The organism is Pseudomonas sp. AC229 (assembly GCF_979254655.1).
Genome location: NZ_CEEDHK010000007.1, coordinates 95,530 through 120,850, shown reverse-complemented (window position 1 = coordinate 120,850; position 25,321 = coordinate 95,530). Strand labels below are relative to the sequence as shown.

21 protein-coding genes are annotated in these 25,321 nt (G+C 62.2%); 12 read left to right on the top strand and 9 right to left on the bottom strand.

Annotation, left to right across the window (positions count from 1 at the left end):
- Position 1: 1 nt before the first annotated feature.
- The 3 genes from AC0IW7_RS11670 to AC0IW7_RS11660 form a co-directional block, all read right to left on the bottom strand.
- Complete coding sequence (locus AC0IW7_RS11670; RefSeq protein ID WP_122493688.1) at positions 2–460, bottom strand: (2Fe-2S)-binding protein; 459 nt, start codon at positions 458–460, stop codon at positions 2–4.
- A 159-nt stretch (positions 461–619) separates the two neighbouring features.
- On the bottom strand, positions 620–1,480 hold the full coding sequence (locus AC0IW7_RS11665; protein WP_463552113.1) for an AraC family transcriptional regulator: 861 nt from the start codon (positions 1,478–1,480) through the stop codon (positions 620–622).
- Between the two features lie 171 nt (positions 1,481–1,651).
- Complete coding sequence (locus tag AC0IW7_RS11660) at positions 1,652–2,269, bottom strand: TetR/AcrR family transcriptional regulator (protein WP_471818065.1); 618 nt, start codon at positions 2,267–2,269, stop codon at positions 1,652–1,654.
- 148 nt (positions 2,270–2,417) lie between these two features.
- On the opposite strand from AC0IW7_RS11660, the gene AC0IW7_RS11655 reads away from it, so the two are divergent.
- On the top strand, positions 2,418–2,858 hold the full coding sequence (locus AC0IW7_RS11655) for a hotdog fold domain-containing protein (protein ID WP_463383326.1): 441 nt from the start codon (positions 2,418–2,420) through the stop codon (positions 2,856–2,858).
- Positions 2,859–2,901: 43 nt separating this feature from the next.
- On the opposite strand, the gene AC0IW7_RS11650 is transcribed toward AC0IW7_RS11655, so the two are convergent.
- Complete coding sequence (locus AC0IW7_RS11650; protein WP_463383327.1) at positions 2,902–3,189, bottom strand: Rho-binding antiterminator; 288 nt, start codon at positions 3,187–3,189, stop codon at positions 2,902–2,904.
- A 282-nt stretch (positions 3,190–3,471) separates the two neighbouring features.
- On the opposite strand from AC0IW7_RS11650, the gene AC0IW7_RS11645 reads away from it, so the two are divergent.
- From AC0IW7_RS11645 to AC0IW7_RS11625, 5 genes are all read left to right on the top strand, one after another.
- A complete protein-coding gene (locus AC0IW7_RS11645) occupies positions 3,472–4,983 on the top strand; it encodes a TolC family protein (protein ID WP_471818063.1) in 1,512 nt (503 codons plus the stop codon).
- Positions 4,980–5,726, top strand: coding sequence for an efflux RND transporter periplasmic adaptor subunit (locus AC0IW7_RS11640; protein WP_471818062.1), 747 nt, complete (start codon positions 4,980–4,982; stop codon positions 5,724–5,726). Before AC0IW7_RS11645 ends, AC0IW7_RS11640 begins: the two co-directional genes overlap by 4 nt.
- 70 nt (positions 5,727–5,796) lie before the next feature.
- Positions 5,797–10,260, top strand: coding sequence for a DUF4347 domain-containing protein (locus tag AC0IW7_RS11635; RefSeq protein WP_471818060.1), 4,464 nt, complete (start codon positions 5,797–5,799; stop codon positions 10,258–10,260).
- On the top strand, positions 10,257–11,588 hold the full coding sequence (locus AC0IW7_RS11630; protein ID WP_471818058.1) for an efflux RND transporter periplasmic adaptor subunit: 1,332 nt from the start codon (positions 10,257–10,259) through the stop codon (positions 11,586–11,588). Before AC0IW7_RS11635 ends, AC0IW7_RS11630 begins: the two co-directional genes overlap by 4 nt.
- Before the next feature lie 11 nt (positions 11,589–11,599).
- Positions 11,600–13,702 (top strand): efflux RND transporter periplasmic adaptor subunit, encoded by a 2,103-nt coding sequence (locus AC0IW7_RS11625; protein WP_471818057.1) that lies wholly within the window; start codon positions 11,600–11,602, stop codon positions 13,700–13,702.
- A 15-nt stretch (positions 13,703–13,717) separates the two neighbouring features.
- On the opposite strand, the gene AC0IW7_RS11620 is transcribed toward AC0IW7_RS11625, so the two are convergent.
- The gene (locus AC0IW7_RS11620) at positions 13,718–14,617 is read right to left on the bottom strand and encodes a LysR family transcriptional regulator (protein WP_471818055.1); all 900 of its coding nucleotides are present in this window, start codon (positions 14,615–14,617) and stop codon (positions 13,718–13,720) included.
- 101 nt (positions 14,618–14,718) lie between these two features.
- Here AC0IW7_RS11620 and AC0IW7_RS11615 point away from each other — a divergent pair, with 101 nt between their 5' ends.
- From AC0IW7_RS11615 to AC0IW7_RS11605, 3 genes are all read left to right on the top strand, one after another.
- Positions 14,719–15,573, top strand: a complete 855-nt coding sequence (locus AC0IW7_RS11615; protein ID WP_471818054.1) for an aldo/keto reductase family oxidoreductase — start codon at positions 14,719–14,721, stop codon at positions 15,571–15,573.
- Positions 15,574–15,771: 198 nt separating this feature from the next.
- Positions 15,772–16,773: a TerC family protein gene (locus tag AC0IW7_RS11610; RefSeq protein WP_471818052.1), complete on the top strand. Its 1,002-nt coding sequence runs from the start codon at positions 15,772–15,774 to the stop codon at positions 16,771–16,773.
- 52 nt (positions 16,774–16,825) lie between these two features.
- A complete protein-coding gene (locus tag AC0IW7_RS11605) occupies positions 16,826–17,134 on the top strand; it encodes a hypothetical protein (protein WP_471818050.1) in 309 nt (102 codons plus the stop codon).
- Between the two features lie 58 nt (positions 17,135–17,192).
- On the opposite strand, the gene AC0IW7_RS11600 is transcribed toward AC0IW7_RS11605, so the two are convergent.
- Together AC0IW7_RS11600 and AC0IW7_RS11595 are read right to left on the bottom strand one after the other, a co-directional pair.
- Positions 17,193–17,837: an NADPH-dependent F420 reductase gene (locus tag AC0IW7_RS11600; protein ID WP_471818049.1), complete on the bottom strand. Its 645-nt coding sequence runs from the start codon at positions 17,835–17,837 to the stop codon at positions 17,193–17,195.
- A gap of 50 nt (positions 17,838–17,887) precedes the next feature.
- The gene (locus AC0IW7_RS11595; RefSeq protein ID WP_471818048.1) at positions 17,888–18,787 is read right to left on the bottom strand and encodes a pirin family protein; all 900 of its coding nucleotides are present in this window, start codon (positions 18,785–18,787) and stop codon (positions 17,888–17,890) included.
- Positions 18,788–18,915: 128 nt separating this feature from the next.
- Between AC0IW7_RS11595 and AC0IW7_RS11590 the strand changes: the two genes are divergently transcribed.
- Positions 18,916–19,818: a LysR family transcriptional regulator gene (locus tag AC0IW7_RS11590; protein ID WP_471818046.1), complete on the top strand. Its 903-nt coding sequence runs from the start codon at positions 18,916–18,918 to the stop codon at positions 19,816–19,818.
- Between the two features lie 504 nt (positions 19,819–20,322).
- Here the strand turns inward: AC0IW7_RS11590 and AC0IW7_RS11585 are convergent.
- Together AC0IW7_RS11585 and exaC are read right to left on the bottom strand one after the other, a co-directional pair.
- Positions 20,323–21,921, bottom strand: coding sequence for a phytoene desaturase family protein (locus AC0IW7_RS11585; protein WP_471818044.1), 1,599 nt, complete (start codon positions 21,919–21,921; stop codon positions 20,323–20,325).
- A gap of 57 nt (positions 21,922–21,978) precedes the next feature.
- Positions 21,979–23,499: an acetaldehyde dehydrogenase ExaC gene (gene exaC, locus AC0IW7_RS11580; RefSeq protein ID WP_471818042.1), complete on the bottom strand. Its 1,521-nt coding sequence runs from the start codon at positions 23,497–23,499 to the stop codon at positions 21,979–21,981.
- Between the two features lie 218 nt (positions 23,500–23,717).
- Between exaC and AC0IW7_RS11575 the strand changes: the two genes are divergently transcribed.
- Both AC0IW7_RS11575 and AC0IW7_RS11570 read left to right on the top strand, forming a co-directional pair.
- On the top strand, positions 23,718–24,137 hold the full coding sequence (locus tag AC0IW7_RS11575) for an SRPBCC family protein (protein ID WP_471818041.1): 420 nt from the start codon (positions 23,718–23,720) through the stop codon (positions 24,135–24,137).
- Positions 24,138–24,150: 13 nt separating this feature from the next.
- Positions 24,151–25,287 (top strand): iron-containing alcohol dehydrogenase, encoded by a 1,137-nt coding sequence (locus AC0IW7_RS11570; RefSeq protein ID WP_471818039.1) that lies wholly within the window; start codon positions 24,151–24,153, stop codon positions 25,285–25,287.
- The last annotated feature ends 34 nt before the right edge of the window (positions 25,288–25,321 follow it).

Below are 25,321 nucleotides of genomic sequence, written 5' to 3'. Positions count from 1 at the left end.
CTTACGCCAGCGTCTTGGCGGCTTGGTGAATGGCGGCGCGGATGCGCACGTAGGTGGCGCAGCGGCATACGTTGCCGGCCATGGCCTGGTCGATATCGGCATCGGTGGGCGTGCGGTTTTTCTCCAGCAACGCCACCGCACTCATGATCTGCCCCGACTGGCAGTAACCGCACTGCACCACATCCAACTGTTGCCAGGCTTGTTGCACCGCCTTGCCGGTGCCGTTTTCACCGATGCGTTCGATGGTGTGCACCGGCTTTCCCACCGCCGCCGACACCGGTGTTACGCAGGAACGAATGGCCTGCCCGTCGAGGTGCACGGTGCACGCGCCGCACATCGCCATGCCGCAGCCGAACTTGGTGCCGGTGAGCTGCAAGGTGTCGCGCAGAACCCACAGCAGCGGCGTATCGGGGGCGACGTCGACACGCATTTCTTGGTTATTGACGGTGAGCGTGAGCATGAAATCCTCCGGCGCGAAGAACGCGGTGCGGCATGGTCGAGGGAATAGCTGGCGGCCAGTATGCGCGGCCGAGCACGCGGATCACTTGCCTGATCCACGCGCGCAATTGCCTGATTCAACGAAATTTGCAGACACAACCGTTGGGCTGCAAGCCGCGCGTTATAGGCGTATGCGACGGATGTCGCGCTGCGGCGGCGCGCCGAACAGGCGGCTGTATTCACGGCTGAATTGCGACGAGCTTTCATAGCCGACCATGGCACCGGCGCTGTTGGCGTCGACGTTCTGGCTGAGCATCAATTGCCGCGCTTCCTGCAGGCGCAGTTGCTTTTGGTACTGCAGCGGGCTCATGCCGGTGACCGCGCGAAAGTGCTGGCGAAAGGTGGAAGGACTCATGTGCGCGCTCTGCGCCATGTCGTCGACGCGCAGGGTTTCGCGGAAGTTTTTCTTCAGCCAGGCCACGGTTTTAGCGATGTGCTGTTTGGGCGAGCCTGCCGCCACGATGTGCAGCAGCTGCGGGCCGTGAACACCGCTAAGCAAGCGCACGATGATTTCGCTTTGAATCAGCGGCGCCAGCGGGGCCAACAGCTCCGGGTTGTCGAGCAAGGCGACCAGGCGGATCAGGGCATCTACCACGTCGCTATCCAGGGCTTGCACGGTAATGGGCCGGAAGCGCTCGTCTTTCATGCGCGGGGCCAGGTTCAGGGTTTCCGCCACTTGCATCACCAGCGCGCGGTCGAACGTCAGCATCAACCCGAGGTACGGCTTGGCCGCACTGGCTTCGGTGACATGGGCCAGAACCGGCAGGTCGACGCTGGTGACAATCGATTCGCCCGGCCGGTAATGCAGCACCTCGTCGCCGACCATCACCCGCTTGGCGCCCTGCAATGCCAAGCCAATGCCCAGCCCGTAGAGGCAATGCATGGGCTCGGTGACCGAGCGGCGACGGAACAGGCTGAGGGCGGGATAGGCCGTTACCAGGTCGTCGTCGGCACGCAACAGCCGGGCCACGGCGTCCGCCAATACGGCAACGTTGGGGTTTTCACCTGCAGGGGATTTGACGGCATGTTTCACAGGCGACTCCTACGAATGGATCGCGGAAGTATGCGCACAGCGGTTGGCGGCTTCTTGCCTGATTTGTTTCGTTTCTTGCCCAATTTGACGAGAGTCGTCTGGGCCCGCGCTGCTGCCGCGCTACAGCCTTCCCACTGCCCGCCACGCCGCCTCGGCCAATGGCTGGCGATAGGCGTCGGGGCTTTGTTTGACCCGCGCCGAGAGCCAGGCGCGGCAGAAGTTTTCGGCCGGGCCGATGATGAGCGAGGGAATCAGCTCGCGCGGCAGATCGAGCAATTCTTCGCGGTGCGCGGCGTCGCTGAACCAGTCGCGCAATTGCGCGCTTCTGGCCAGGTTGGCCTCCTTGAGCTGTTCACTGAAAGCGCCCTGCGCCACGCTGTGGCGGGCCTGGTATTGAAAGCGCGCCCAGTCCGGCTCGCTCACTACCCAATCCAAATAGCTGTGCACCAGCGCATGCACCCACGCCTGTGTGGAGGTGATGCCAGCCAGATACGCATCTCTCAGCCGCGCCTGATCGTCGAGGGCAGCGAGGTACAGCGCCGCCACCAGCCCTTCCTTGTTACCGAAATGGTGATAGATCGAACCGACGCTGCTTTGGCTTTCGGCGCGCACGGTGTCGATGGTGGTGGCTTCAATACCCTGCGAATTGAACAGCGCCAACGCCGTGCGCAGGATTTGCCGCTTGGTCTCGGCGCGACGCCCAGGGTAGCAGCGCTCAAGCAGATCAACAGGTTCCATGGTCGCGTCCGGAAAAAGCGCGATGGTAAGACAAACGCATCGACCCGACGAGTGATTGACAGAATCGAATAACCAGAATATTGTTCTAGAACAGAATTCTACTTCTGTGTTTATTTTCGCTTTCTTCACTCGTTAAAGGTCACCGTCCATGAGTCAAACACTCAGCATGTACCAAAGCGTTGGCGCCTCGGCGTTCAGTTCCATGGCCTGCCAAATGGCGCCGTACTTCAGCACCATCACCCCGGAAATTTCCGTGCTTGAACCCGGCCGTGGCGAAGTCAACGTGCCGTTTCGCAAGGAAATCACCAACCACCTCGCCTCCGTTCACGCCATCGCCCTGTGCAACGCAGCCGAACTGGCGGGCGGCATGATGACTGAAGTGTCGATTCCAGCCGGTGCGCGCTGGATTCCCAAAGGCATGACCGTCGAATACCTGGCCAAAGCCAAAACTTCGGTACGCGCCATCGCCGACGGCAGCGCCATTGACTGGCAAACCGGCGGCGACAAAGTAGTGCCGGTGGAGATCTTCGACGAAGGCGGCGTGAAGGTTTTTACGGCGCGCATCACCATGAACGTGAAGCTCGGTTAACCCGTAAAAAAGCCGCCTCATGTGGGCGGCTTTTCTATTTGCGTTACGACTTCGGCGCTTCGCACGCCTGGCCGGACAATTCCACCCGGCCAAACTGCGCACCTTCGTTAAGTGGCGTTATGGCGAGTAGCTGATCCAGACGAATCTCCCGCTCGCCCTGCTCGTCACGCACCCGCAGGAACTCTTCCTTGCTTGGCGCGGTGCGGGTGTCTAGCGCAGTGGCCTGAAGTTCGCCGCCATCGACCAGCTCAATCCGCAACGGATAAGCGTGCATGCAGGCGATTTCGAGGTAGTCGTACAAGTCGCAATTCATTGGCTGGTACTGGCTCATGCTGGTCTCCTGTTTGTGGGGGTGTTCAACAGTGGATGCCCATTGTGGTGATGGGTTCGCACGCGGCGCTGACCGGTGCTGGCCGCCAAATCTATCGCGTCGTCGAAAAAAACGCGCTTAGAACCAGCACAATTATTAAAGTTCCCCTCTATTCATCGAAATATTGCTGCGCTTACACTCGCGAACCGCTGTGCGACCACGGAAGTTCGTTGACAGGTCGCTTTGTGACTTCGAATAAGAGAGCCCTCAATGCCCCTGTCCTTCCCAGCATCAACGTTGCGCATGTCTACACGCTTTGTCTTTGTTGGGGGGCTGCTGATGTTGGCGGGTTGCTCCACGCTGAATTTCGGCACCGCCGCGTTGACCGAAGACGAAGTGCGCAGCACCGTCGCCGCCGACAAGGCCGCCCTGGCGCGCGACGTTGAGCCGCTCATCGGCCCGCTCACCCTCGAAGGCGCCGTAGCCCGGGCCATCAAGTACAACGCCGAGCAGCGCTACCACGCGATGGAACAAGCGGTGGCGCAAGGCACGTTTGAAGTCGGCCAATTCGACATGCTGCCCAAGCTCATCGCCTCCGCCGGCTACCGTGGCCGTGATAAAGAACTGATCTCGCGCAGCGAAGATTCGGTGACCGGCGAACCGTCCCTGGCTAACCCGTACATTTCCTCCAGCCGCGAAGCGATCACCACCGACGTCGGTATCTCGTGGAGCCTGCTGGACTTCGGCCAGAGCTATTACGCCGCCAAACAGAACGCCGACCGCGCGTTTATCGCTGGCGAGCGTCGCCGCAAGGCGCTGCATAACTTGATGGAAGAGGTGCGCGGCGCTTACTGGCGCGTGGTGGCAGCGCAGAAGCTGCTGCCGGTTTTGCGTACCACCATTGCCGATTCCGAGTTAGCACTTAAAGACGCCCAAGCCGCCGAAAACGAGAAAATCCGTTCGCCGCTCGAACCGCTGCGCTACCAGCGTCAGTTGCTGGAAAACCTGCGCCTGCTGGAGATGATTCAGCAAGAACTGTCGACCGCGCGCATCGAACTGGCAGCGCTGACCAACCTGCCGCTGGTGGCCGACTTCACCGTGGTCGAGCCGGCTAACGACAACAACGGCGCCTGGCTCAACCAACCGGTGGACCAGCTGGAACAATATGCCCTGCTGCGTAACCCGGACCTGCGCGAAGGTATTTATAACGGCCGCATCGCACAGGAAGAAACGCGCCGCACCCTGCTCAAACTGTTCCCCGGGGTGTCGTTCAACTACAGCTACCGCACCAGCGATGACGACTACCTGATCAACCGCCACTGGACCGACGCAGGCGTGCAGATCTCGTACAACCTGATGGGTCTGCTGGCCGCACCAGCGCAAATGCGTCTGGCCGATGCCGGCGTCGCCCTGGCCGATCAGCGCCGCATGGCCACACAAATGGTGGTGCTGACCAAACTGCATATCGCCCGCCTGCAATACGCCAACGCCACTCGCCAACTGGCGCGCGCGGACGCCATTGCCTCGGTAGACGAGCGCATGTCTACGCAAATCAGCAACCAGGCTGAGGCCTCGAAGCTCACCCCGCTGGACCGCGTCTCGCAGCAAAGCGCGGCGGTGCTGTCGCAGCTGCGTCGTTACCAGGCGCTGTCCAACAGCCAGGCCGCGGCGTCGCGCTTGCAAGCTACATTGGGTCTGGAGCCGGTGGTTGAAGGCTCCGACAGCATGCCGCTGGCGCAGCTCACCGATGTGGTCGGCAACGCCCTGCACACCTGGAACCAGGGCCAACTGCCGCCGGTGCAGGCGGCCCAATGAAAGCGGGTTGCACAGCGCTGACGCTGGTCGCCATGCTCGCGACCGGCAGCGTGAATGCGGCTGAGTCGTCTCTGGACAACCGCGAGATTCGCGCCCAGCTCACGCCACAGCGCTACACCACGCTTTCGGCAGAAATCGGCGCGAAGATCACCCGTTTGCCGTTGGCTGAAGGGGCGTCGTTCAAGCAAGGGCAAACGCTGGTGCAGTTCGATTGCCTGCTCCAGCAAGCGCAGTTGAACAAGGCCGAGGCCGCGCAAATGGCCGCCGACGTCGGCTGGAAAGGCAACCAGAAACTGGCGGAGCTCAACTCGGTAGGCAACATCGAATTGAATGTATCCAAAGCCGAGGCGCTGAAAGCCAAGGCCGAGGTGGCAGCCAACCGCACGCTGCTCAGCAAATGCCAGATCACCGCGCCCTTCCCCGGTCGAATTGCCGAGCAGAAAGTGCGCGAGCAACAGTTCGTTCAGCCCGGCCAGGCGCTGTTGGAAATTCTCGATGACAGCACCTTGGAACTTGAATTCATCGTGCCCTCGCGCTGGCTGGCGTGGCTACGGCCCGGCGCCACGTTTGACGTGAACATCGATGAAACCGGCAAAACCTACCCGGCCAAGGTGCAGCGAATCGGCGCGCGGGTGGACGCTGTAACCCAGTCGATCAAACTCAGCGCGGTGATCGACGGCCGCTTTGACGAGTTGATGGCCGGCATGAGCGGCAACGTGGTGATGAACCCGCCGTCGCAATAAACAACAAAACCGGCCCGAGCCGCCTTTACGTGATCAGCGTTGTTCCGAACAGCTGTCTCAGGAGTTAGCCATGAACCAGTCCATCGCGTCCCTGCTTCGTTCTGCCATGAACGCAACGGCCGGCCCGCGCTTGCGGCGCAACTCGCAGCTGTTGTCTCTGGAACAACGCTTTATGTTCGACGGCGCCGCCGTGGCCGATGCTGCCCACGCCGCGCAAACCCCGGACGCTGCCGCCACCGCCGCACCCGCCTTGCCGCCAGCCGTCACCGTGCGTGAGGCGGAGCCGGCCAAAGACAACGGCAAGAAGGAAGTGGTGCTGGTCGACACCTCGCTCGCCAACTACAAAGCGCTGGAAGCGGGCGTGCGCGATGGCGTGGGCATTGTCGAATTCGACGGCAGCAAAGACGGCCTGGCGCAGATTGCCCAATGGGCCTCGACCCAGAGCGGGCTGGACGCCATTCATATCCTTTCCCATGGCTCCGAAGGCGTGCTCAACCTGGGCACCGCGCACATCACCGAAGCGTCGCTGAGCGATGCGAGCACCAAAGCCGAACTCGCGCAGTTAGGTCAGGCATTGGGCAGTGAAGGCGATTTACTGCTGTACGGCTGCGACACCGGTGACAGCGCCGCGCTGCTTAATGGTCTGGCGCAAGCAACCGGGGCGGATGTGGCGGCATCGACTGACCTGACCGGCGCCGCGAAACAGGGAGGAGACTGGGTGCTGGAAGCGCATAGCGGCGCTATCGAAGCGCAAGCGCTTTCGCTGCCAGACTACAACGGCGTGCTGCAAACGGTCAGCTTTGTTAACGGCCAGGATGGCGATGACAACGGCGCAGATATCGATGGCAACGGACAGGTAAATTCCATTAACAAAGTGGTCGGTGGAACACCGATCCGATTCGAAAGCGGCGGGCCAGAGCTGTATGTCTATAGCGACGGCTCGGGTTTGTATTCGATGTCTGCCGACCAAGACAGTATTTATTTAAAGGTCACCATCCAAAACGGCTCGAGCTTCAACTTAAGCAACGTTCAAGTGGCTTCGTTCGTTAGTTCAATGAATATTGCCCTCACCCGGGCCGACGGCACCACCGACAATGTGACGGTCAACCTCGGCCCGGCCGACGGCCTGCTTCATCCGATCACGCTTAATTTGCAGAATGTCACCAGCCTTATTTTTACCGCGGCCAACTACACCACCTTTCAAGACTTCGGCATCACCCTCTTCGCACCGCCGACCGTGGCCAGCGCCACGCTATCGGCCGACACCGCCGCCAACGGCACCACCAATACCGACTTCGTCACCAAGACGGCGGCACAAACGATCAGTGGCACGCTTTCCGGGAACCTCTCGACCGGCGAGCGGGTACAGGTTTCTTTCGATAACGGGGCCAACTGGGCGGATGCTTCCACCTACTCCGTGGGCAGCAATACCTGGAGCACCAGCACCACGTTGGCCGGTTCCAATACCTTTCAGGCACGCGTCATCGCTGCCAACGGCGACACCACTACGCCTTACACGCATACCTACACCCTCGACACCACACCGCCCACCATCTCGTTCAGCAACGTCACGTTTTCCGCCGATACCGGGTCGTCATCCAATGATCTGGTCACCAACCTCTCCGGCCAAACCATTCAAGCCACCCTCAGCGCAGTGCCAGGCGGCACGGATACCGTGTGGGCGTCTACCGACAACGGCACTACCTGGTCCAACGTCACCAGCAAAGTGAGCGGCACAACGCTAACGTGGACGGGCGCCACGCTCGTTTCCACCAACTCGACCCTGCGTTTTCGCGTCACCGACCTGGCGGGAAACGACAGCGTCACGAGCATTCAGGCGTACACGCTGGACACCTCGGCACCTGCCACCACAGCGGTGGCGGTACCGCCGAGTGCCACTTACCACACCGGCGACTACCTGGACTTCACGGTGAATTTCGGCGAAGCCGTCACCGTCGATTCTTCCGGCGGCACGCCGCGAATTGCCCTGACGGTCGGCGCAACCACGCGCTTTGCCACCTACGTGTCCGGCTCGGGCACGAGTGCGTTGGTGTTTCGCTACACCGTCGTCAACGGCGACTCCGACGCAAACGGTATTAGCGTAGGGGCCCTATCTGCCAACGGCGGCACCCTGCGCGATACGGCCGGCAATGACGCCAGTACAACGCTCAATAGCGTGGCAAGCACAGCCGGCGTGAACGTAGACGGCTCAAACCCAAGCGTGACCAACGTCGCCGCCAGCACCCTTGACGGCAGCTATGGCGCGGGCCAAACCGTTACCATCACCGTCGACTTTTCCAGCGCGGTCACCGTCGACACCACCAACGGCTCGCCGACCTTGGCGCTTAGCGACGGCGGCATTGCCACCTATTCCGGTGGCTCGGGCGGCGCCACGCTGACCTTTACATACGTGGTGGCTGCCGGTCAGAACAGCAGCGACCTCGACTACAGCGCCACCACTGCCCTGGCGCTAAACGGCGCCACCATCATTGAAGCCGGCGGCAGTCACCAGAACGCCTCGGTAACCCTGGCCACGCCCGGCACGGCGGGCTCGCTGAGCGCGAATAAAGACCTGATCATCGACACCACGGCGCCGACCAATACCGTCAATACCGCGAAATTTTCCGCCGATACCGGCACTTCGGGCACCGACTTCATTACCAAAACAGCGGCGCAGACCATCAGTGGCACGTTGACTTCCAACCTGGCAGCGGGCGAGAACGTGTATGTCTCGCTCGACAATGGCAGCAGTTGGACGCTGGCCACTATCAGCGTCGGCAGCAAAAACTGGTCGCTCGCGGGCCAGACGTTGGCGGGCAGCAGCACGCTGAGGGTTCGTGTCTCGGACGACGCCGGCAACAATGGCGGCGCCCTCGCTCAGGCCTATGTGCTCGATACCACCAACCCAACCACTACGTTCAGCGGTATCTCGTTTTCGGCTGATAACGGCGCCAGCGACAGCGACCTGATCACCAACGTCGCCGCGCAAACCATCAGCGCCACCCTGAGCAACGCGCCCGGTGCGGGTGACATTGTCTATGGCTCGCTGGATAACGGCGCCACCTGGGCCGACATCACCAGCAAGGTGTCGGGCACTACGCTGACCTGGACGGGCGTAACACTAGCCGGCAGCGACACGCTGCGTTTTCGTGTCACCGATGCGGCGGGCAATAACGGCAACGCCAGCGCCGCAGCGTACGTGCTGGACACCACGGGCTCCAACACCTCCGTCGCAAGCGTGAACTTTTCGGCCGACTCCGGCACCTCGCAAAGTGACTTCATTACCCGCAACTCAGGCCAAAACATCAGCGGCACGTTGTCGGCCAACCTGGCGGCCGGCGAAAGCGTGCTGGTGTCGCTGGACAACGGCGCGACGTGGGCCACCGCGTCCACTACCGTCGGCAGCAGCAGTTGGCTGCTCAACGGGCAAACATTGGTCAGCTCGGACACCTTGCAAGTCAAAGTGGTCGATATCGCCGGCAACGACGGCCCGGTGTTGTCGCAGTCGTATATCTACGACACCGCCGCCACCGTGCCGACCGTGGACCCGCTGACTACGCCGAGCGTGACGCCGCTGCTCACCGGCAATGCCAGCCTGTCGGCCGGAGAAACCCTGACCATCACCGTAGGCGGCGCGACGTACGACGTAACGCCGGTGGCAGGCGCCTGGAGCCTGGATTTATCCTCGGCGGTGCCGGTGAGCGGCGCGCTGACGCTAGCGTTGAATCAGCAATACAGCGTCACCGCCACGGTCGTCGATCTGGCCGGTAACAGCGCCACCGACACCACCACGGGCGAACTAATTGTCGGCACGCTGGTGCCGCCGACCGTGCCGACCGTGCCTACCGAAGGCTTCCAAACTCCACCGGTTCGCCCTGATCCATTGCCGCCGATTGCCCAACCGCCCTCGTTTCTGCCGCCAAGCGTCAGCGAACCGGCCGCACCCTTGCCGCCCACGTTCGATAACGGTGTAGGTAACCCTTGGCAATCGCCGACGTTGTTTGGCGATGCGCTGTCTAGCAGCGCCGAAGTCAACGGCGGTATGGCTGAGCTGATGAGCCCAGGCGCCGGCCTGGTGTTCATGGGCGGCCGAGACGGTGTGGGCAGCCGTGCGCCGCTCACCGACCTGGTGGTGCAAAGCGGTGAGCGCGTGAGCCTGCAGGTGAACGCCGAGTCGTTTATGCAAAGCCAGCCGGGGCAAACCGTGCGCCTGACCGCAGAGCTCGCCGATGGCCGTCCGCTGCCGAGCTGGTTGAAATTCAACTCCCGTGATGGTCGCTTTGAAGGCAAGGCGCCGGCTGATTTCAGCGGCAAACTTACCGTGCGCGTAATCGCCCGCGACGGCCTGGGCCATGAGGCGATACAGGAGTTCGACATCGTTATTGCGCGGCCGGATCAGGCACAGACTGCGCTGCCGGCAGCCGCAGAGCTGGGCGGCCGCAGCAGCCTTACCCAGCAGCTGCGTGACGCTCGCAGCCACGGCGCCAACCGTCTCGCCGGGCTCGCCGCCGCAGCGGATGGTCGGCGCACATGAATGAAGCGGTAACCGCGCCCGCCAACCCGCTACTGACATTGATCGAACTGGGGCAACGGGCGCGCGCGGCAGCCACCACCGCCGAGCTGGGCTTTTTGCTGGTAAACGACACCCGCGCCCTGCTCGCTTACCGCCAGGCCGCGTTATGGCTGAGCGATGGCGGCGTGCGCGCGCTGTCGGGTGTGGTGTCGGTGGACGGCAACGTACCGTATGCGCAGTGGCTGCAGCGGCTCGGCCGGCATCTTTCGAGCACACACACCAGCGACGCGCCGCTGGCCATCGACATCAACGCGCTACCTGCCGAGATCAGCGCCGAATGGGCCGAATGGCTGCCCGCTTATGCCACCTGGTTGCCGCTGCCCGCCGTGGGCGGTGGCGTGCTGCTAGGCGCCGAGCATCCCCTGGCGCCGGAGCTGAATGCGTTACTCAGCGAATGGCGCGACATCTGGCAACACGCGTGGCTGGCCTTACAGCGTCCCGCGCGCTGGACGCCGTGGGCCAAACGTACAGGCAGCGGCTTGCGTTGGCGCCGTTATGCCATCGGCGCAGCTATCGTGCTTGGGGTGCTGTGTTTTCCGGTGCGACTCACGGTGCTGGCCCAAGGCGAACTGGTGCCGGCCAACCCGGCCACTATTCGCGCACCGCTGGACGGCGTGATCGCCGATTTCAGCGTGCGCCCGAACCAGAGCGTCAACCCTGGCGAGGTACTGTTCACCTTCGATCAGGCGCCGCTGGATAGCCGCTTGGCCGTGGCACGCGAAGCGCTGACCACCGCACGCGCCGAGTACCGGCAGGCCAGCCAGATGATGCTCAATGACCCGCAAGCGCGCGCGCAGATTTCCACGCTGCTGGGCAAGATCGCTGAGAAAGAAGCGCAAGCCACGTTCCTTCAGGGCCAGTCCGAACGCTCCCGCGTGCTCGCCCCAAGCGCCGGCATCGTACTGCTCGACGACCCCAGCGAATGGATCGGCCGCCCGGTGCAAACCGGCGAGAAAATACTGCAAGTGGCCGCCGCCAATGAAGTGGAAATCGAAGCCTGGATTCCCATCGGCGACGCCATTCCGTTGGCCGACCGGGCGCCTTTGCAGTTGTACCTGGCCGCCTCGCCGCTCACCTCGCTTGAGGGCACCATTCGCTACATGAGCCACCGTGCCACGGCACGCCCAGACGGCAGTTTCGCCTACCGCGTGCGCGCCACGCTGGTGACCCCGTCGGATCAACGCATCGGCTTGAAAGGCACGGTAAAGCTCTACGGCGACCAGGTGCCGCTGGCCTACTGGGTGCTGCGTCGGCCACTGGCTGCCGTACGCCAGTTTCTGGCGATCTGAGGCGCAGGGCCATGGCCGCAACACTCCCCATTCTGCGCGACGAACTGACCATCGAACCCGGCCCACGGCTGAGCGATGGGCAACCGAGCTGGACGCTGCACGACCCGGCCCGCAACCTGTTTTTCCAGATCGACTGGCCCAACTTTGAGATGCTCAGCCGCTGGCATCTGGGGCAGCCTCGCGCCATTGTCGAAGAAGTGAACCGGGACACCACACTCGAACTCGACCTGCCCGCCTTCGACGAGCTGCAAACGTTCCTGCGCGATCAGCACCTGCTGCAGCCTTCTCTCGGCGCGGCGCCCGCCTTCGCCGCCAGCCTGGCCAAACAGCGCGGCAGTTGGAGTGAATGGTTGCTGCACAACTACCTGTTCTTCCGTATTCCGCTGGTGCGCCCGGATCGTTTTCTGCGGCGCGCCAAGCCTTGCGTGGGGTTTGCCTTCACGCCGGTGTTCTGGTGGTTAACGCTGCTGGCCGCCGTAATCGGTGGCATGTCGGCGTACCGCGAAAGCGAGCGTTTCGTCGCCACCCTTATGGACACGCTCACCTGGCAAGGCATGGCCGCCTATGGCGCGGCGCTGTTCTTTGCCAAAACCTGTCACGAGCTGGGCCACGCGTTCACTGCCAAGCACTACGGTTGCCGCGTGCCGACCATGGGCCTGGCGTTTCTGGTGATGTGGCCGGTGGCATACACCGACACCAATGATGTGTGGCGCCTGCCCCGCCGCGAGCAACGACTGGCCGTAGCCGGCGCCGGCATTCTTACCGAGCTGGCAATTGCCGCTTGGGCCACGCTGGCGTGGGCCTGGTTGCCGGAAGGTGGACCCAAGCAGATCGCGTTTCTGCTCTCGACCACCACATGGGTGTCGACGCTGATTATCAACGGCAGCCCGTTTATGCGCTTCGACGGTTACTTTCTGCTGTCCGACTACCTCGGCATCCCCAACCTGCACAGCCGCGCGTTTGCCCTGGCGCGCTGGGATTTGCGCGAACGCCTGTTCAACGTTCAAGAACCGCCGCCGGAATATTTTTCGCCGCGTCGGCACAAGGGACTCGTGATCTTTGCCTGGGCGGTATGGATTTACCGCCTGGTGCTGTTTCTCGGCATCGCCGCGCTGGTCTATCACTTCTTTATCAAGGCCGTGGGCATCTTCTTGTTTATCGTCGAAATCAGCTGGTTTATCGCCATGCCGCTGTGGCGTGAAGTCAAGGAATGGCGCAGCCGCTGGCCGACGATTCGACAGCACGGGCGGGTGCGGTTATCGGCATTGCTGATGCTGTTGCTGATTGGCTTGGTATTTATTCCCTGGCCCAATCGCGTACTCACCAGCGGCCTGCTGCAACCGCAACAGCACATGGGCTTGTACGCGCCCGCCAACGCGGTGGTCAGTGAAATTCCCGTCGCCAACGGCCAAGCCGTGGCGGCTGAACAACCGCTGCTCAGCCTGGCCTCGCCTGACCTGCAACTGCGCGCCAAGGAAGCCGGCGCCCGGCAAGACGCCTTGAGCTGGCAATCCGGCGCAGCGGCGTTTGACAACAAAACCCGCAAAGACTGGTTGCTGTTGCAAGACCAACTGGCCCATGCCAACGCCGAGCAGGCCACGGTGGGCGCCGACTTGCAACGCTATCAACCCGTCGCGCCTTACCCTGGCCGCTTCGTGGACATTGACCCGGACCTGCGCCAGGGCGACTGGCTGAAAATCCAGGAACCGCTAGGCGAACTGATCGGCGACGGCCCCTGGCAGGTGGTGACCTATGTCGACGAAGACGAAATCCGCCGCTTGCAGATTGGCGATCGCGCGCTGTTTATTGCCGACGGCATGGGTGGGCCAAACGTAAACGCGCACGTCGCCAGCATCGACCACAACGCCAGCCGCACGCTCGGCGAAGCGGCGCTGTCGACCACCTCTGGCGGGCATATTCTGGTGCGCGAAAAAGCCGGCATTCTGTATCCCGAGCACGCCGTGTACCGCGTGGTACTCGCCCTCGATACCGCCGTTCCCGCCACCAGCCTGCTGGTACGCGGCCGCGTGGCGATCGCAGGGAATTGGGAATCGCCGATTTCGCGCTTCTTGCGTACAGCCGGTGCGGTGGCCTGGCGCGAAGCCGGGTTCTGACTACGGCGGCCCGGCTCAGGCGGTGCTTTTGACAAAGTCGATAAACGCCCGCAGCGGCGACGGCAAATAGCGCCGCCCCGGGTAATACAGAAACGGGCCGGAGAACGATTGCCACCAGGGTTTCAGCACCGGCACCAGCGCGCCGCTTTCAAAATGCGGGCGCAGCCAGTCTTCGAACAGGTAAATCACGCCCAAGCCATCGACAGCCGTTTGCACAGCCAGGTCGACGGCGCCGCCGACGCGCACGATCAGCGGGCCGCTGGGGTCCACGCTGATGATTTCGCCCTTGCGCTCGTAGTCCCACAACGGCATGGCGCCGCTGGGAAATTTGCCACGTATGCAGGCGTGTTTGAGCAGATCACGGGGATGTTTGGGCGTGCCGTGGGCGGCCAGGTAAGCGGGTGACGCGGCTGTGGCGAAACGTTGAATGCGCGGGCCGATGGGCACGGCGATCATGTCTTGTTCCAGGCGATCGTCGTAGCGAATGCCGGCATCGCAACCGGCCGCCAGCACGTCGACAAAGCTTTCTTCGGCGATGATTTCCAGGCGGATGTCCGGGTGCGCTTGCAGAAACGGCGTGATGATCGCGGGCAGCACCAGCCGCGCGGCGCTTAACGGCACGTTGAGTTTCAGCGTGCCGGAGGGCCGGTCGCGGAAGTCGTTGACTACGTCCAGCGCCGACTCCACTTCGCTCAGCGCCGGCACGATGCGCTCCATCAAGCGCGTGCCCGCTTCGGTGGGCACCACGCTGCGGGTGGTGCGGTTGAGCAGGCGCACGCCGAGGTCGGCTTCCACCCGGCGCACGGCTTCGCTGAGGTTGGAGGCCGATTTGCCGCTCAACCGCGCGCCTTCCCGAAAGCCACCCGCGTTAACCACGGTGACAAAGGCCAGCAGGTCTTGAATGTCTGTCTGCATTGTTCGCCCTTCCGCACAACCCGTGCTGATTGCAGCGCATTATCAGCACAGTGGTCAATGCCTATAGTGGCCGCCTCCCCCACCGAAACGAGGCCATACCCATGAGCAACGCCAGCACTTTTCAACTCGGCGACCGCCGCGTTAACCGCATGGGCTACGGCGCCATGCAATTGGCCGGGCCGCAGGTATTCGGCCCACCGAAAGACCGCGCCGCCGCCCTCGCCGTGTTGCGCGCGGCCGTGGCCGCCGGGGTGAACCATATCGACACCTCGGACTTCTACGGCCCGCACGTGACCAACCAACTCATTCGCGAAGCCTTGGCGCCTTATGGCGACGAGCTTGTGATCGTCACCAAAGTCGGCGCAGTACGTGGCGCTGACGCCTCGTGGAACCCGGCCCACAGCCCCGCCGAGCTGATAAGCGCGGTACACGACAACCTGCGTAACCTCGGTGTCGAGGCGCTGGACGTGGTCAATTACCGCGCCTGGGGCAACCTGCACGCACCGGATGAGGCGTCTATCGAAGAAGGCTTCAGCACACTCGCCGAGCTGCAACAGCAAGGGCTGATTCGACATTTGGGCTTAAGCAATGTGTCCACCGTGCAGGTGCAACAGGCGCAGACAATTGCGCCGGTGGTCTGCGTGCAGAATCACTACAACCTCAGCCATCGCAACGATGAACAGTTGATCGCCGACCTGGCGCAACAGGGCATCGCCTATGTGCCGTTTTTCCCCCTGGGTGGGTTTACGCCGTTGCAATCCGAAGCGCTGTCCAGCGTCGCCTCGCGCCTGGACACATCGCCAATGCGGGTGGCGTTGGCGTGGCTGCTGCAACGCTCGCCGAATCTGCTGCTGATTCCCGGCACTTCGTCGGTCAACCACTTGCAGGAAAACCTCAGCGCCAGCGACCTGGTGATTCCGCCAGCATTGATCGCCGAGCTGGATGCGCTGGCCTGACCCGCGTTAATTACGTTAGAAATCAGCCGCTCATAACCCGTAATTCCCCGTCCGGCAGAGACACTTTGCAACGACTCAACACTTGAGCACGTTGCATCGCCTGTTAAATTGTCGCGGCGACGCCGGGCCCCTCTGACAGCTTTTTCTAGCTGCCATGTCGGAGTTGCAGTTTGTACAACTCTGACTTAGGAGGGGCTTATGAGCACCCTAGAACCGTTCTTCATGGCCGAGTTCCTCGGCACCGCCACCTGGTTGTGGCTCGTCTTCATCACCATCGTCATCAGCCTGCTGGTCTTCGACCTCGGGGTGCTTCACCGTGAGCATCGCGAAATTGGCGTGAAGGAAAGTTTGCTGCTGTCGGCCGGCTACATCACCGCCGGTTTGCTCTTTGGCCTGTGGGTCTGGCAGATGAAAGGCGGCGACGCCGGCATGGATTTCTACACCGGCTTCCTCATCGAAAAGTCGTTGTCGATGGACAACGTTTTTCTCATGGCGATGATCTTCAGCTTCCTGGCCATCCCGCGTAAGTACCAGCATGAGGTGCTGTTCTGGGGCATTCTCGGCGTGATCGTGCTGCGCGCTTTGATGATTGGTCTGGGCGCCGCGTTGATCGCCGAGTTCAGCTGGATTCTCTACGTGTTCGGCGCGTTCTTGCTGCTGACCGGCGTGCGCATGTTGTTCAGCAAAGTGGACGATCATCCGGACCTGTCGCAAAACCCGATGGTGAAATTCCTTCGCCGCCATATGCGCGTCACCGACCGCTTGCACGAAGGCCGCTTCTTCGTGCGCCAGCCGAACGCCGAAGGTCGTGGCGTGCTCTGGGCGACGCCGTTGTTCCTGGCTCTGGTGCTGATCGAATGTGCTGACCTGGTGTTCGCCGTCGACAGCGTGCCGGCGATTTTCGCCATCACCCAGGACCCGTTCATCGTCTACACCTCGAACATCTTCGCGATCCTTGGCCTGCGCGCTTTGTACTTCGCCCTGGCCGCGATGATTCACCGCTTCGCCTACCTGAAATACGCCCTGGCGCTAGTGCTGGTGTTTATCGGCTGCAAGATTTTCCTGGTGGGCATCATCGGCAAAACACCGCCGGTTATTTCCCTGAGCGTGACCCTTGGTCTGCTGTTGGGCGGCGTGCTGCTGTCGTTGTGGAAAACCCGCAACGACCCGCCTGCCGAAACCAACACCGAACATTCCTGATCCATTGCGCGCCCCGCTGAAACCGGGGCGCACATTCCTGCTGGAGAAACACATGAACGCATCACGCCTGCCTGTTTTCGCCCTCTTCGCCGCGCTTGGCTTGACCCTGAGCGGCTGTGAAATGGCCGAAGACTCGGCACAAAAACTCACCGAAAAAGCCAGCGAAGCGGCCAAGGAAATTGCTCGGGAAACGGTGAGCGAAACAGTGAATGCGCTGAACGAGCAAATCGACAGCGCGCAAAAATCCACCAACGAATTGCTCGGCAAGCCCACCGACGAATCGGCGGAAAACGAGCAGCCGCAACGCGAGGATGAAGCGGCGGAAAATCAACGCGAGCGCGACAGCGGCGTAGAAACCTGATCGCCGAAAACGCCAAAGGCCCGCCAATGGTGGCGGGCCTTCGTTTCAGCAAACGGCTTTAAATCTTGATCAGGTTCTGCGCCGCAAAGGCGCCAAACGGCAGCGCCGCCAACGGGCCACCCACGGCCAGCGAGCCCAAGTCTACCGCGTGAAAGCCCATGGCTTCGATCAGCGCGCGCACCTCGGTTTTCGCGGCGGCGTCATCACCGGAGTACAACAGCACGCGCTTGCCACCGGCCACTTCTGGCTCAGCCAACACATTCACATCCAAATGGTTGAACGCCTTCACCACGCGGGCGCCGTTTACGTAGGTGCTGAACACCGCGCTGGAATCTTTGCCGCCTAGATCAATGGCCTTGATGCCGTATGCCGCCAGCGGATTGCTCGGGTCGTTGGCGTCGTCGCTGGCGGGGTCGAGAAACGCCACCGGGTTGGTGCCATCGATGACGATGCGGTTGTTCCACGCAGGCAGCGCCGTCATCACCGCTTCGGCGTCGGTCCAGCGGATCGCGGCGAAGACGATGTCGGCGCTGGCCGCTTGCGCCACCGTGCCAGCCGTAATGCTTGGGCCCAGTTCTGCCACCAAGGCGGCCAGGGATGCCGGGCCACGGCTGTTGGAAATCGTCGCAGCGATGCCTTTTTTCGCCAACGCACGTGCCACGCTTGCGCCCAGGGCGCCTGAACCGATGATGCCGATACTCATGATGTTCTCCAGAAAATTCGAGGGCCGAGGGGCCGTTTGCGAGTGTTGTGTTATTTGAAAATGGGCACCGAGCCGGACGCGCGTTTCACGCTGTTCTGCTCGCGCAGCCGACGTCCGATTTCAGCGATTTTTGCTTCGCCTGCCTGCAACGCTTCGGCGCTGGTGTGCACCGAGTAGTAACCCAGGTGCAGGTCGTGGGGATGGGGCTTGGCCGAGCCGAGCACGAACACGGCGCCGTCTTTTCCACCCGTCAGGCGCACGGCCTGGCTGCCTTTTTCGAACACCGCCAACTCGCCGGCTTCGATAAATTCCGGTGCGCTCAGGTGGCCACGGCTCACGCTCACCCACAACGAGGTGTGGCCCGTCGGCGGTACGTATTCCCAGGTCTCGCCTTTACCCAGCGTCACCAGCAAATAATTCACGCCCTCGGGCGCTCGCACCGGGCTGCGAACGCCGCCGTGCTCACCGACGATCACTCGCGCCGGCCCAGCGTGGGGCATTTCGGCCGCTTCAATGTATTGGCTGTCGACCTCGGCGTTTTCCAGCGCGGGCGGCAAGGCCAGCCACAGCTGGAAGCCCTGAACCCGCTGCGAGGTGCCGGCGCTCATTTCCTTGCCGTGCCACACGCCGCCACCGGCGCGCATCCACTCCACGCCGCCATAGGCGATCTCGCCGCTGCCGGATTGCGGGTCATCAAAGTGCAAATTGCCCTCGGTGATCACCGTAACGGTGGCAATGCCCGAGTGCGGGTGCATCGGCATTTGGCCAAGGAAAGAGCGGTCGCCCTCGAACAGGTCGAGAAACACGAACGGCTTTATCAGTTCGCCGAAATCGCTCGGGCTCATCAACCGCACGATGGCGCCATGTTGATGGCCAGTGGTGCGATGCGTGACGCTGCGGTGGCTGTCGGTGCGGCTACCAATGGCAGTACGAAGCGCTGAAATAGACATGACGACTCCTGATGGAAGCTGCCAATGAACGGGGGCAGCGGTGAATGTGCAGCGATCATAGGGCGTCGGCATTGTTTTGATTAGCGGCTACAATTGCGTTTCACTCATCCACTCATGGAGCAATAGAAATGCTGGATCTGAACGACCTCGCTCTGTTTGTTCAGATCGTTGAAGCCGGAAGCTTCGCGGGCGGTGCGCGGCGCATGGGCGTGCCGTCCAACACCTTGAGCCGGCGCGTCAGGCAATTGGAAGAAACCCTCGGCGTGCGCCTGCTGCACCGCACCACCCGCAAACTGACCCTCACCGACGCCGGCCGCGCCCTGTTCGAGCAGAGCGCCAGCCAAGTGGGCGAGCTGCTGGACGTGAGCCGCCGCTTTGTCGACGGCAGCGATGAACCGGCCGGGCGCGTTCGGGTGACGGCCCAGGCGGATTTCTTCGACGTATTCCAAATGGACTTTGTCGCCCGCTTTCTTGAGCAGCACCCAAAAATTCAGTTGGAATTCGTGCTCAGCGATAACCATGTCGACCTGATCGCCGAACGCATCGACGTGGCCTTCCGCGCGGGCGCCCTGCCGGATTCCAGCCTGGTCGCGCGCAAAATACTGGTCAGCAGCCGGGTGTTGGTGGCCAGTCCCGACTATCTGAAAACCCACGGCACGCCCGCCGCCATCGAGAAACTGAGCGAGCACCAGTGCATTTTCCCGGCGACGCCCAGCGGCTCGACCACCTGGCGTTTCACCGGGCCGCAGGGCGAGGCGCAGTGCGAAGTGAGCGGGCGCGTGTGTGCCAACACCGCACAAGCGCAACTGAAGGCGGCGGCGGCCGGAATGGGGATTTGCTTTTTGCCGCAGCCGATTGCGTTTGCCAGCCTCACAGCGGGCACGTTGGTGGAGGTGCTGCCGGACTATCGGCAGCGGGATATTGATATGTACGTGGTGTACCCCAGTCGCCGGCAGATACCGGCGGCGGTGACGGCGTTTGTGGAGCATGCGGTGGGGCATTTGTTGGAGGAGATGGGGCGGCAGCGCTGAGGGGGGCGGGAGTCTTGATAAAAACCACCGTCATTCCCGCGTACGCGGTGGTCCGACAATTCGGGATCCAGAATTGCCCGACGAGCGCCGTTACCTGAAAGACTCTGGATCCCCGCGTGCGCGAGGATGACGGTGGGCTTAATCAAATCGTCCGTGGCCTTCGCGGGGATGACGGTGGACTAAATAAAAACCCCCGTCATCCTCGCGTACGCGGTGGTCCGACAATTCCGGATCCAGAATTTCCCGACGAACACCGTTACCTGAAAGACTCTGGATTCCGAATCGTCGGACCGCCGCCTTCGCGGGAATGACGGTGGACTATACAAAAACCACCGTCATCCTCGCGTACGCGGGGATCCAGAATTGCCCGACGAGCGCAGTTACCTGAAAAACTCTGGATTCCCGCCTTCGCGGGAATGACGGGTGTCTCGGTAAAAACATCCGTCATTCCCGCGCAGGCGGCGGTCCGACGATTCGGCATGTCGAGCACCGTCATCCCCGCCCTCAAGCCCCCCGAATCTGCCCCATCAAATCCTTCCCAACAATTGCCGACGCACACAACACCCCACCCACCAACGCGCCAATAACCCCGTCCGTGGCCAGATCCTGCCCGGTGATATACAGCCCCTTCACCGGTGTCTGCGCCCGCAGCCATTTCTGCTGGAAGCGTGCCGGTGAAGATTCGATGCCCATAAACCCGCCCCGCTCGCGCTTGGCGAAGGTTTCGTAGCTCAGCGGCGTCGACACTTCCACATAATCCACGGCATCGCGCGCGTGCGGCGGTACGTGGCGGAACAATTCTTCCAGCAGCCGCTCGCGGATCACTTCCTTGCGCGCCAGGTAGTCGTCGCCACGTTTCATCCACCGCGTGCCGGCCCATTGTTCGAAGTGGCTGTAGTGGGTGTAGGCGTACATTTCCACCGTGGCTTTGTTGGGAAATTCGCTGTCCCACGCGGCATCTTTGGTGGAGGGAAAGGTGATGAATGACCACGGAAACGGCGCGTTGAAGTCAGCCTTGTGGGCGTCCAGGTTGGCTTGCAAGTCGTTGGTCGGGTGCGACCACACGTTCGCGGAAGTAAAGCCCAGCGCTTCGGCCGATTGGTTGAAGCCGATGTTCAGGCCTACCACGGCGTAGGTGTCGGTCACCGTTTCCAGCAGCGTATCAAGGCCCAGCTCGGCGCTGACCGGCGCAGGCAGCAGGCGGCCAAAGGTGTTTTGCACGCCGGCATTGCTGATGACGACCGGGCAGCGCACCACTTCACCCGAACCCATGCGCACGCCCACAGCAGCGCCCTCCTCCACCACGATTTCTGCCACGTCGGCGCTGTGCAGCAGCACGCCGCCAGCCGCCTCGATGATGGGCGCCATTAGCCGCGAAAAAGCCATGCCGCCGCCCACCGGGTAATGGGCGCCGTTCATATAGTGCTTGGCCAGCATGCAGTGCATGGCGAACGAGCTTTTCGTCGGCTCCAGGCTGTAGTCGCCCCAGTTGGCACAAATGACGGCAATCAACTCCTGATCGGAAAACAGCTCCGACAGCACATCGATGGTCAGCCTGTCCGAATAGCTGTGAAAGCTAGTACACATGGCGTCGTAAACACGCTCGGCGGCAGCGTCTGACAAGGCTTTTTGGGCGAAGTAACCGGCGGAGCTTTTCGAGACTTTGCCCACCAGTGCCAGGTAGGTGTCGATGGGTTCGGCCTGGTTGGGAAAATGCGCTTTCAGCAGGTTGCCATACGCCTCGGCGCCGGCCGGAATTTCGTAGTGGCAATCGCCAATGGCCATGCGGTTGAAAATGCTCGGCATGGGCGTCCACTGCAGCCCGCCGCCGGTGACGTAGTCGAACAGTTTCCAGCCGGCCGACTGCGTGGAGCCGACGTCGCCGATGTAGTGCATGCCCACAGTCCAGCGATAACCGTTGCGCGAATACGCCTGGGTCATGCCGCCAATGACGGTGTTCTGTTCCAGCAACAACACGCGCTGGTTTTCCTGCGCAAGCATCGAGGCGACGCTTAAACCGCCCATGCCCGAACCGATGATGATGGCGTCGAACTCGCCGCTGATGCCAACGGTTTTGCGATAGGGTTTGCCGACCGTTTCCATGGTGTTTCTCCCGCTGAATGTTGGGGTGCGAATGCGCAATAAGGGCGTGCGTTGGGGCTAGAAGAAGCCCTGGGGCGTGATGTCGTAGCTCACCAGCAGGTTCTTGGTTTGCTGGTAGTGGTCGAGCATCATTTTGTGGTTCTCGCGGCCGATGCCGGATTTCTTGTAACCGCCAAAAGCGGTGTGCGCCGGGTACAGGTGGTAGCAGTTGGTCCACACGCGGCCGGCCTTGATGGCGCGGCCCATGCGGTAGGCGCGGTTGATGTCGCGGGTCCACAGCCCGGCGCCAAGGCCGAACTCGGTGTCGTTGGCGATGGCCAGCGCTTCGGCTTCGTCTTTGAAGGTGGTAACGCTGACCACCGGACCGAAGATCTCTTCCTGGAACACGCGCATTTTGTTGTGGCCTTTGAGCAGCGTCGGCTGGATGTAATAGCCGCTCGCCAGGTCGCCTTGCAGCGCCTCGGCCGCGCCGCCGGCCAGCACCTGCGCACCCTCCTGCTCGGCGATCTGCATGTAGGTGAGAATTTTGTCGAACTGCTGCCGCGAGGCCTGGGCGCCGACCATGGTGTCGGTGTCCAGCGGGTTACCGCGCTTGATCGCTTTGACCTTCTTCAGCACCTCGACCATGAACGGTTCGTAGATGGACGCCTGCACCAGCGCCCGCGACGGGCTGGTGCACACCTCGCCCTGATTGAAGAACGCCAGCACCAGACCTTCGGCGGCCTTTTCGATAAAGCTCGGCTCGGCCTGCATGATGTCTTCAAAAAAGATGTTCGGGCTTTTCCCGCCCAGCTCCACGGTGCTCGGAATAATGTTTTGCGCGGCGCATTTAAGAATGTGCGAACCCACCGGCGTGGAGCCGGTGAAGGCGATTTTGGCTATGCGCTTGCTAGTGGCCAGCGCCTCGCCCGCCTCGGCGCCAAAGCCGTGCACCACGTTGAGCACGCCCTGGGGCAGCAAATCGCCGATCACCTCCAGCAGCACGTTGATCGACAGCGGCGTTTGCTCCGCTGGTTTGAGCACCACGCAATTGCCGGCGGCCAAGGCCGGCGCCAGCTTCCAGGCCGCCATCAACAGCGGGAAATTCCACGGAATGATTTGCCCGACCACGCCCAGCGGCTCGTGAAAATGGTAGGCCGCCGTGTGCTCGTTGATCTCGGCGGCGCTGCCTTCCTGGGCGCGGATACAGCCGGCGAAATAGCGAAAGTGATCGGCCGCCAACGGCACGTCCGCGCCCAGGGTTTCGCGCACGGGTTTGCCGTTGTCCCAGGTTTCGCTGACAGCCAGCAGCTCAAGATTGGCCTCGATACGGTCGGCGATTTTCAGCAGCACCAGCGCGCGGTCCTGCGCTGAAGTTTTGCCCCACGCCTCGCTCGCGGCGTGGGCGGCGTCCAGGGCGCGGTTGATGTCTGCCGCTCTGGAGCGCGGAAATTCGCCGATCAGCGAACCATCCACGGGGCTGCTGCTGACGAAATGTTCGCCGGCGAGCGGCGCGACAAACGCGCCATCGATGTAATTGCCGTAACGAGCCTTGAGTTGCAGCCTCGAAGCCGCCGTACCGGGCCTTGCATAAATCATGTTCGCCGCCTTTGTAAGTGGTTACGAAAAGCGCATTGAGCGCTGAGCCGAAACCTTTCGATCACCGTTCGGCCAATTCATTGAACACATGTTTAGGTAAATTCGTCCATTCTCTGTCACGTAATTTTTTGTAGCGTTACAAAACACAATAAAACGGATGTTGTGTCCACCACATCCCTGGGTGTAAAAAACTAAACACACGTTCAGGAGATTGACCAATGCACGCATTCAGCTACAGCGAAACCGTACAGAAAGATGCCGCCGCCACCTGGCAGGCGATGCGCGACTTTGCCGCCATTGCCCGAGCCGGCTTGGCAGAGCGCGTAGAAATGCAAGGAGACGGAATTGGCAGCACGCGCCACTTGCATACGCAAGGTGGCGGCGTGCTGGTGGAGCGCCTGGATTCGCGCGATGAAGCGGCGTTTACGCTCAGCTACACCATGACCGAGCGTGGTCCGATGCCGCTGATTCAGTACCAGGCCAGCCTGCACATCAGCGGTGAAGGGCACAGCTGCGACGTCACCTTCAACGCCCGGTACGAACCACAAGGCATCAGCGAAGACAAAGCCAACCGCATGCTCGGCAACGTGTATCGCGCCTTGATTGCAACCGCCCGAACCGACCTCGGCCTTTCTTGATCAGGAGCGTTCCATGGCAGTGCTGAGCTACCTCACCCAGATTCAATTCGACCACGGCGCCATCAAGCACCTGGCCCGTGGCATGCAGCGCTTGAGCATGCAGCGGCCGCTGATCGTCAGCGGGCCGAACATTTCCCGGGGCGCAATATTGCAAACCCTGCGCGAGCAACTGCCCGCCGAGGTGCCGTTCGTGTTGTTCAGCGAGGTGCCCGGCAACCCGACCGAAGCCGCCGTGTTGCAAGCGCTTGAGCTGTACCGCAGCGCCGACTGCGACGGGGTAATTTGCATCGGCGGCGGCTCGCCCATGGACCTCGGCAAAGCCGTGGCCCTGCTTGCCCGGCAGCCCGGCCCGCTGGCGCAATACGCCGCCACCGAAGGCGGCAAACAGAAGATTCGCGACGTCGCGCCGCTGATTGCCATTCCCACCACGGCGGGCACCGGTTCGGAAGCCAGCGTGGCGAGCGTGATCATCTGCGAAGAAGGCCGCAAGCTCACGTTCGTCAGCGATTTGCTGCTGCCGCGCCTGGCCATCTGCGACCCGCTGCTCACCCTCGGTATGCCTGCCAGCCTCACCGCTTCCACCGGCATGGACGCGGTCACCCATTGCATTGAAGCGGTGCTGTCGCCGGTGGTAAATCCGCCGGCCGAAGCGGTGGGCCTGGATGGTTTGGAGCGCGCGATTGGCCAGGGGCACTTGCTCAAGGCGGTCGCCGATGGCAGCGATTTGGACGCCCGCTGGAACATGATGATGGCCTCCACCGAAGGCGCCCTGGCGTTTATCAAAGGGCTGGGCGCCGTGCACGCCATGAGCCACGCGGTTGGCCGTTTGCACGAACTCAACCTGCACCACGGCACCCTCAACGCTGTGCTGCTGCCCGCTGTGTTGCGCTTCAACCACGCCTACGTCGGCGAGAAGTACCAGCGCATCAAACGCGCCATGGGCCTGGCGGCCAACGCCGACCTTGCCGATTACCTCAGCGGCCTCAACCAGCAACTCGGCTTGCCCGCGAACCTTGCACAAATGGGCGTTCGCGACGAACACCTCGAAGGGCTGGAGCAGCACGCCATGGCCGACCTCAACACCATGACCAACCCGCGCCAGCCCAAGGCCAGCGATTACCAACGGTTATTCGAAGAAGCCCTGCGCTGATAACGCGCAGGGAAAGCCCGGCACATAAGGAAGA

Bases quoted from the DNA above. Each gene is read 5' to 3' on its own strand.
- AC0IW7_RS11670 (WP_122493688.1), bottom strand. From the start codon at position 460: ATGCTCACGCTCACCGTCAATAACCAAGAAATGCGTGTCGACGTCGCC.
- AC0IW7_RS11660 (WP_471818065.1), bottom strand. From the start codon at position 2,269: ATGGAACCTGTTGATCTGCTTGAGCGCTGCTACCCTGGGCGTCGCGCC.
- AC0IW7_RS11655 (WP_463383326.1), top strand. From the start codon at position 2,418: ATGAGTCAAACACTCAGCATGTACCAAAGCGTTGGCGCCTCGGCGTTC.
- AC0IW7_RS11650 (WP_463383327.1), bottom strand. From the start codon at position 3,189: ATGAGCCAGTACCAGCCAATGAATTGCGACTTGTACGACTACCTCGAA.
- AC0IW7_RS11645 (WP_471818063.1), top strand. From the start codon at position 3,472: ATGTCTACACGCTTTGTCTTTGTTGGGGGGCTGCTGATGTTGGCGGGT.
- AC0IW7_RS11640 (WP_471818062.1), top strand. From the start codon at position 4,980: ATGAAAGCGGGTTGCACAGCGCTGACGCTGGTCGCCATGCTCGCGACC.
- AC0IW7_RS11635 (WP_471818060.1), top strand. From the start codon at position 5,797: ATGAACCAGTCCATCGCGTCCCTGCTTCGTTCTGCCATGAACGCAACG.
- AC0IW7_RS11630 (WP_471818058.1), top strand. From the start codon at position 10,257: ATGAATGAAGCGGTAACCGCGCCCGCCAACCCGCTACTGACATTGATC.
- AC0IW7_RS11625 (WP_471818057.1), top strand. From the start codon at position 11,600: ATGGCCGCAACACTCCCCATTCTGCGCGACGAACTGACCATCGAACCC.
- AC0IW7_RS11620 (WP_471818055.1), bottom strand. From the start codon at position 14,617: ATGCAGACAGACATTCAAGACCTGCTGGCCTTTGTCACCGTGGTTAAC.
- AC0IW7_RS11615 (WP_471818054.1), top strand. From the start codon at position 14,719: ATGAGCAACGCCAGCACTTTTCAACTCGGCGACCGCCGCGTTAACCGC.
- AC0IW7_RS11610 (WP_471818052.1), top strand. From the start codon at position 15,772: ATGAGCACCCTAGAACCGTTCTTCATGGCCGAGTTCCTCGGCACCGCC.
- AC0IW7_RS11605 (WP_471818050.1), top strand. From the start codon at position 16,826: ATGAACGCATCACGCCTGCCTGTTTTCGCCCTCTTCGCCGCGCTTGGC.
- AC0IW7_RS11600 (WP_471818049.1), bottom strand. From the start codon at position 17,837: ATGAGTATCGGCATCATCGGTTCAGGCGCCCTGGGCGCAAGCGTGGCA.
- AC0IW7_RS11595 (WP_471818048.1), bottom strand. From the start codon at position 18,787: ATGTCTATTTCAGCGCTTCGTACTGCCATTGGTAGCCGCACCGACAGC.
- AC0IW7_RS11590 (WP_471818046.1), top strand. From the start codon at position 18,916: ATGCTGGATCTGAACGACCTCGCTCTGTTTGTTCAGATCGTTGAAGCC.
- AC0IW7_RS11585 (WP_471818044.1), bottom strand. From the start codon at position 21,921: ATGGAAACGGTCGGCAAACCCTATCGCAAAACCGTTGGCATCAGCGGC.
- exaC (WP_471818042.1), bottom strand. From the start codon at position 23,499: ATGATTTATGCAAGGCCCGGTACGGCGGCTTCGAGGCTGCAACTCAAG.
- AC0IW7_RS11575 (WP_471818041.1), top strand. From the start codon at position 23,718: ATGCACGCATTCAGCTACAGCGAAACCGTACAGAAAGATGCCGCCGCC.
- AC0IW7_RS11570 (WP_471818039.1), top strand. From the start codon at position 24,151: ATGGCAGTGCTGAGCTACCTCACCCAGATTCAATTCGACCACGGCGCC.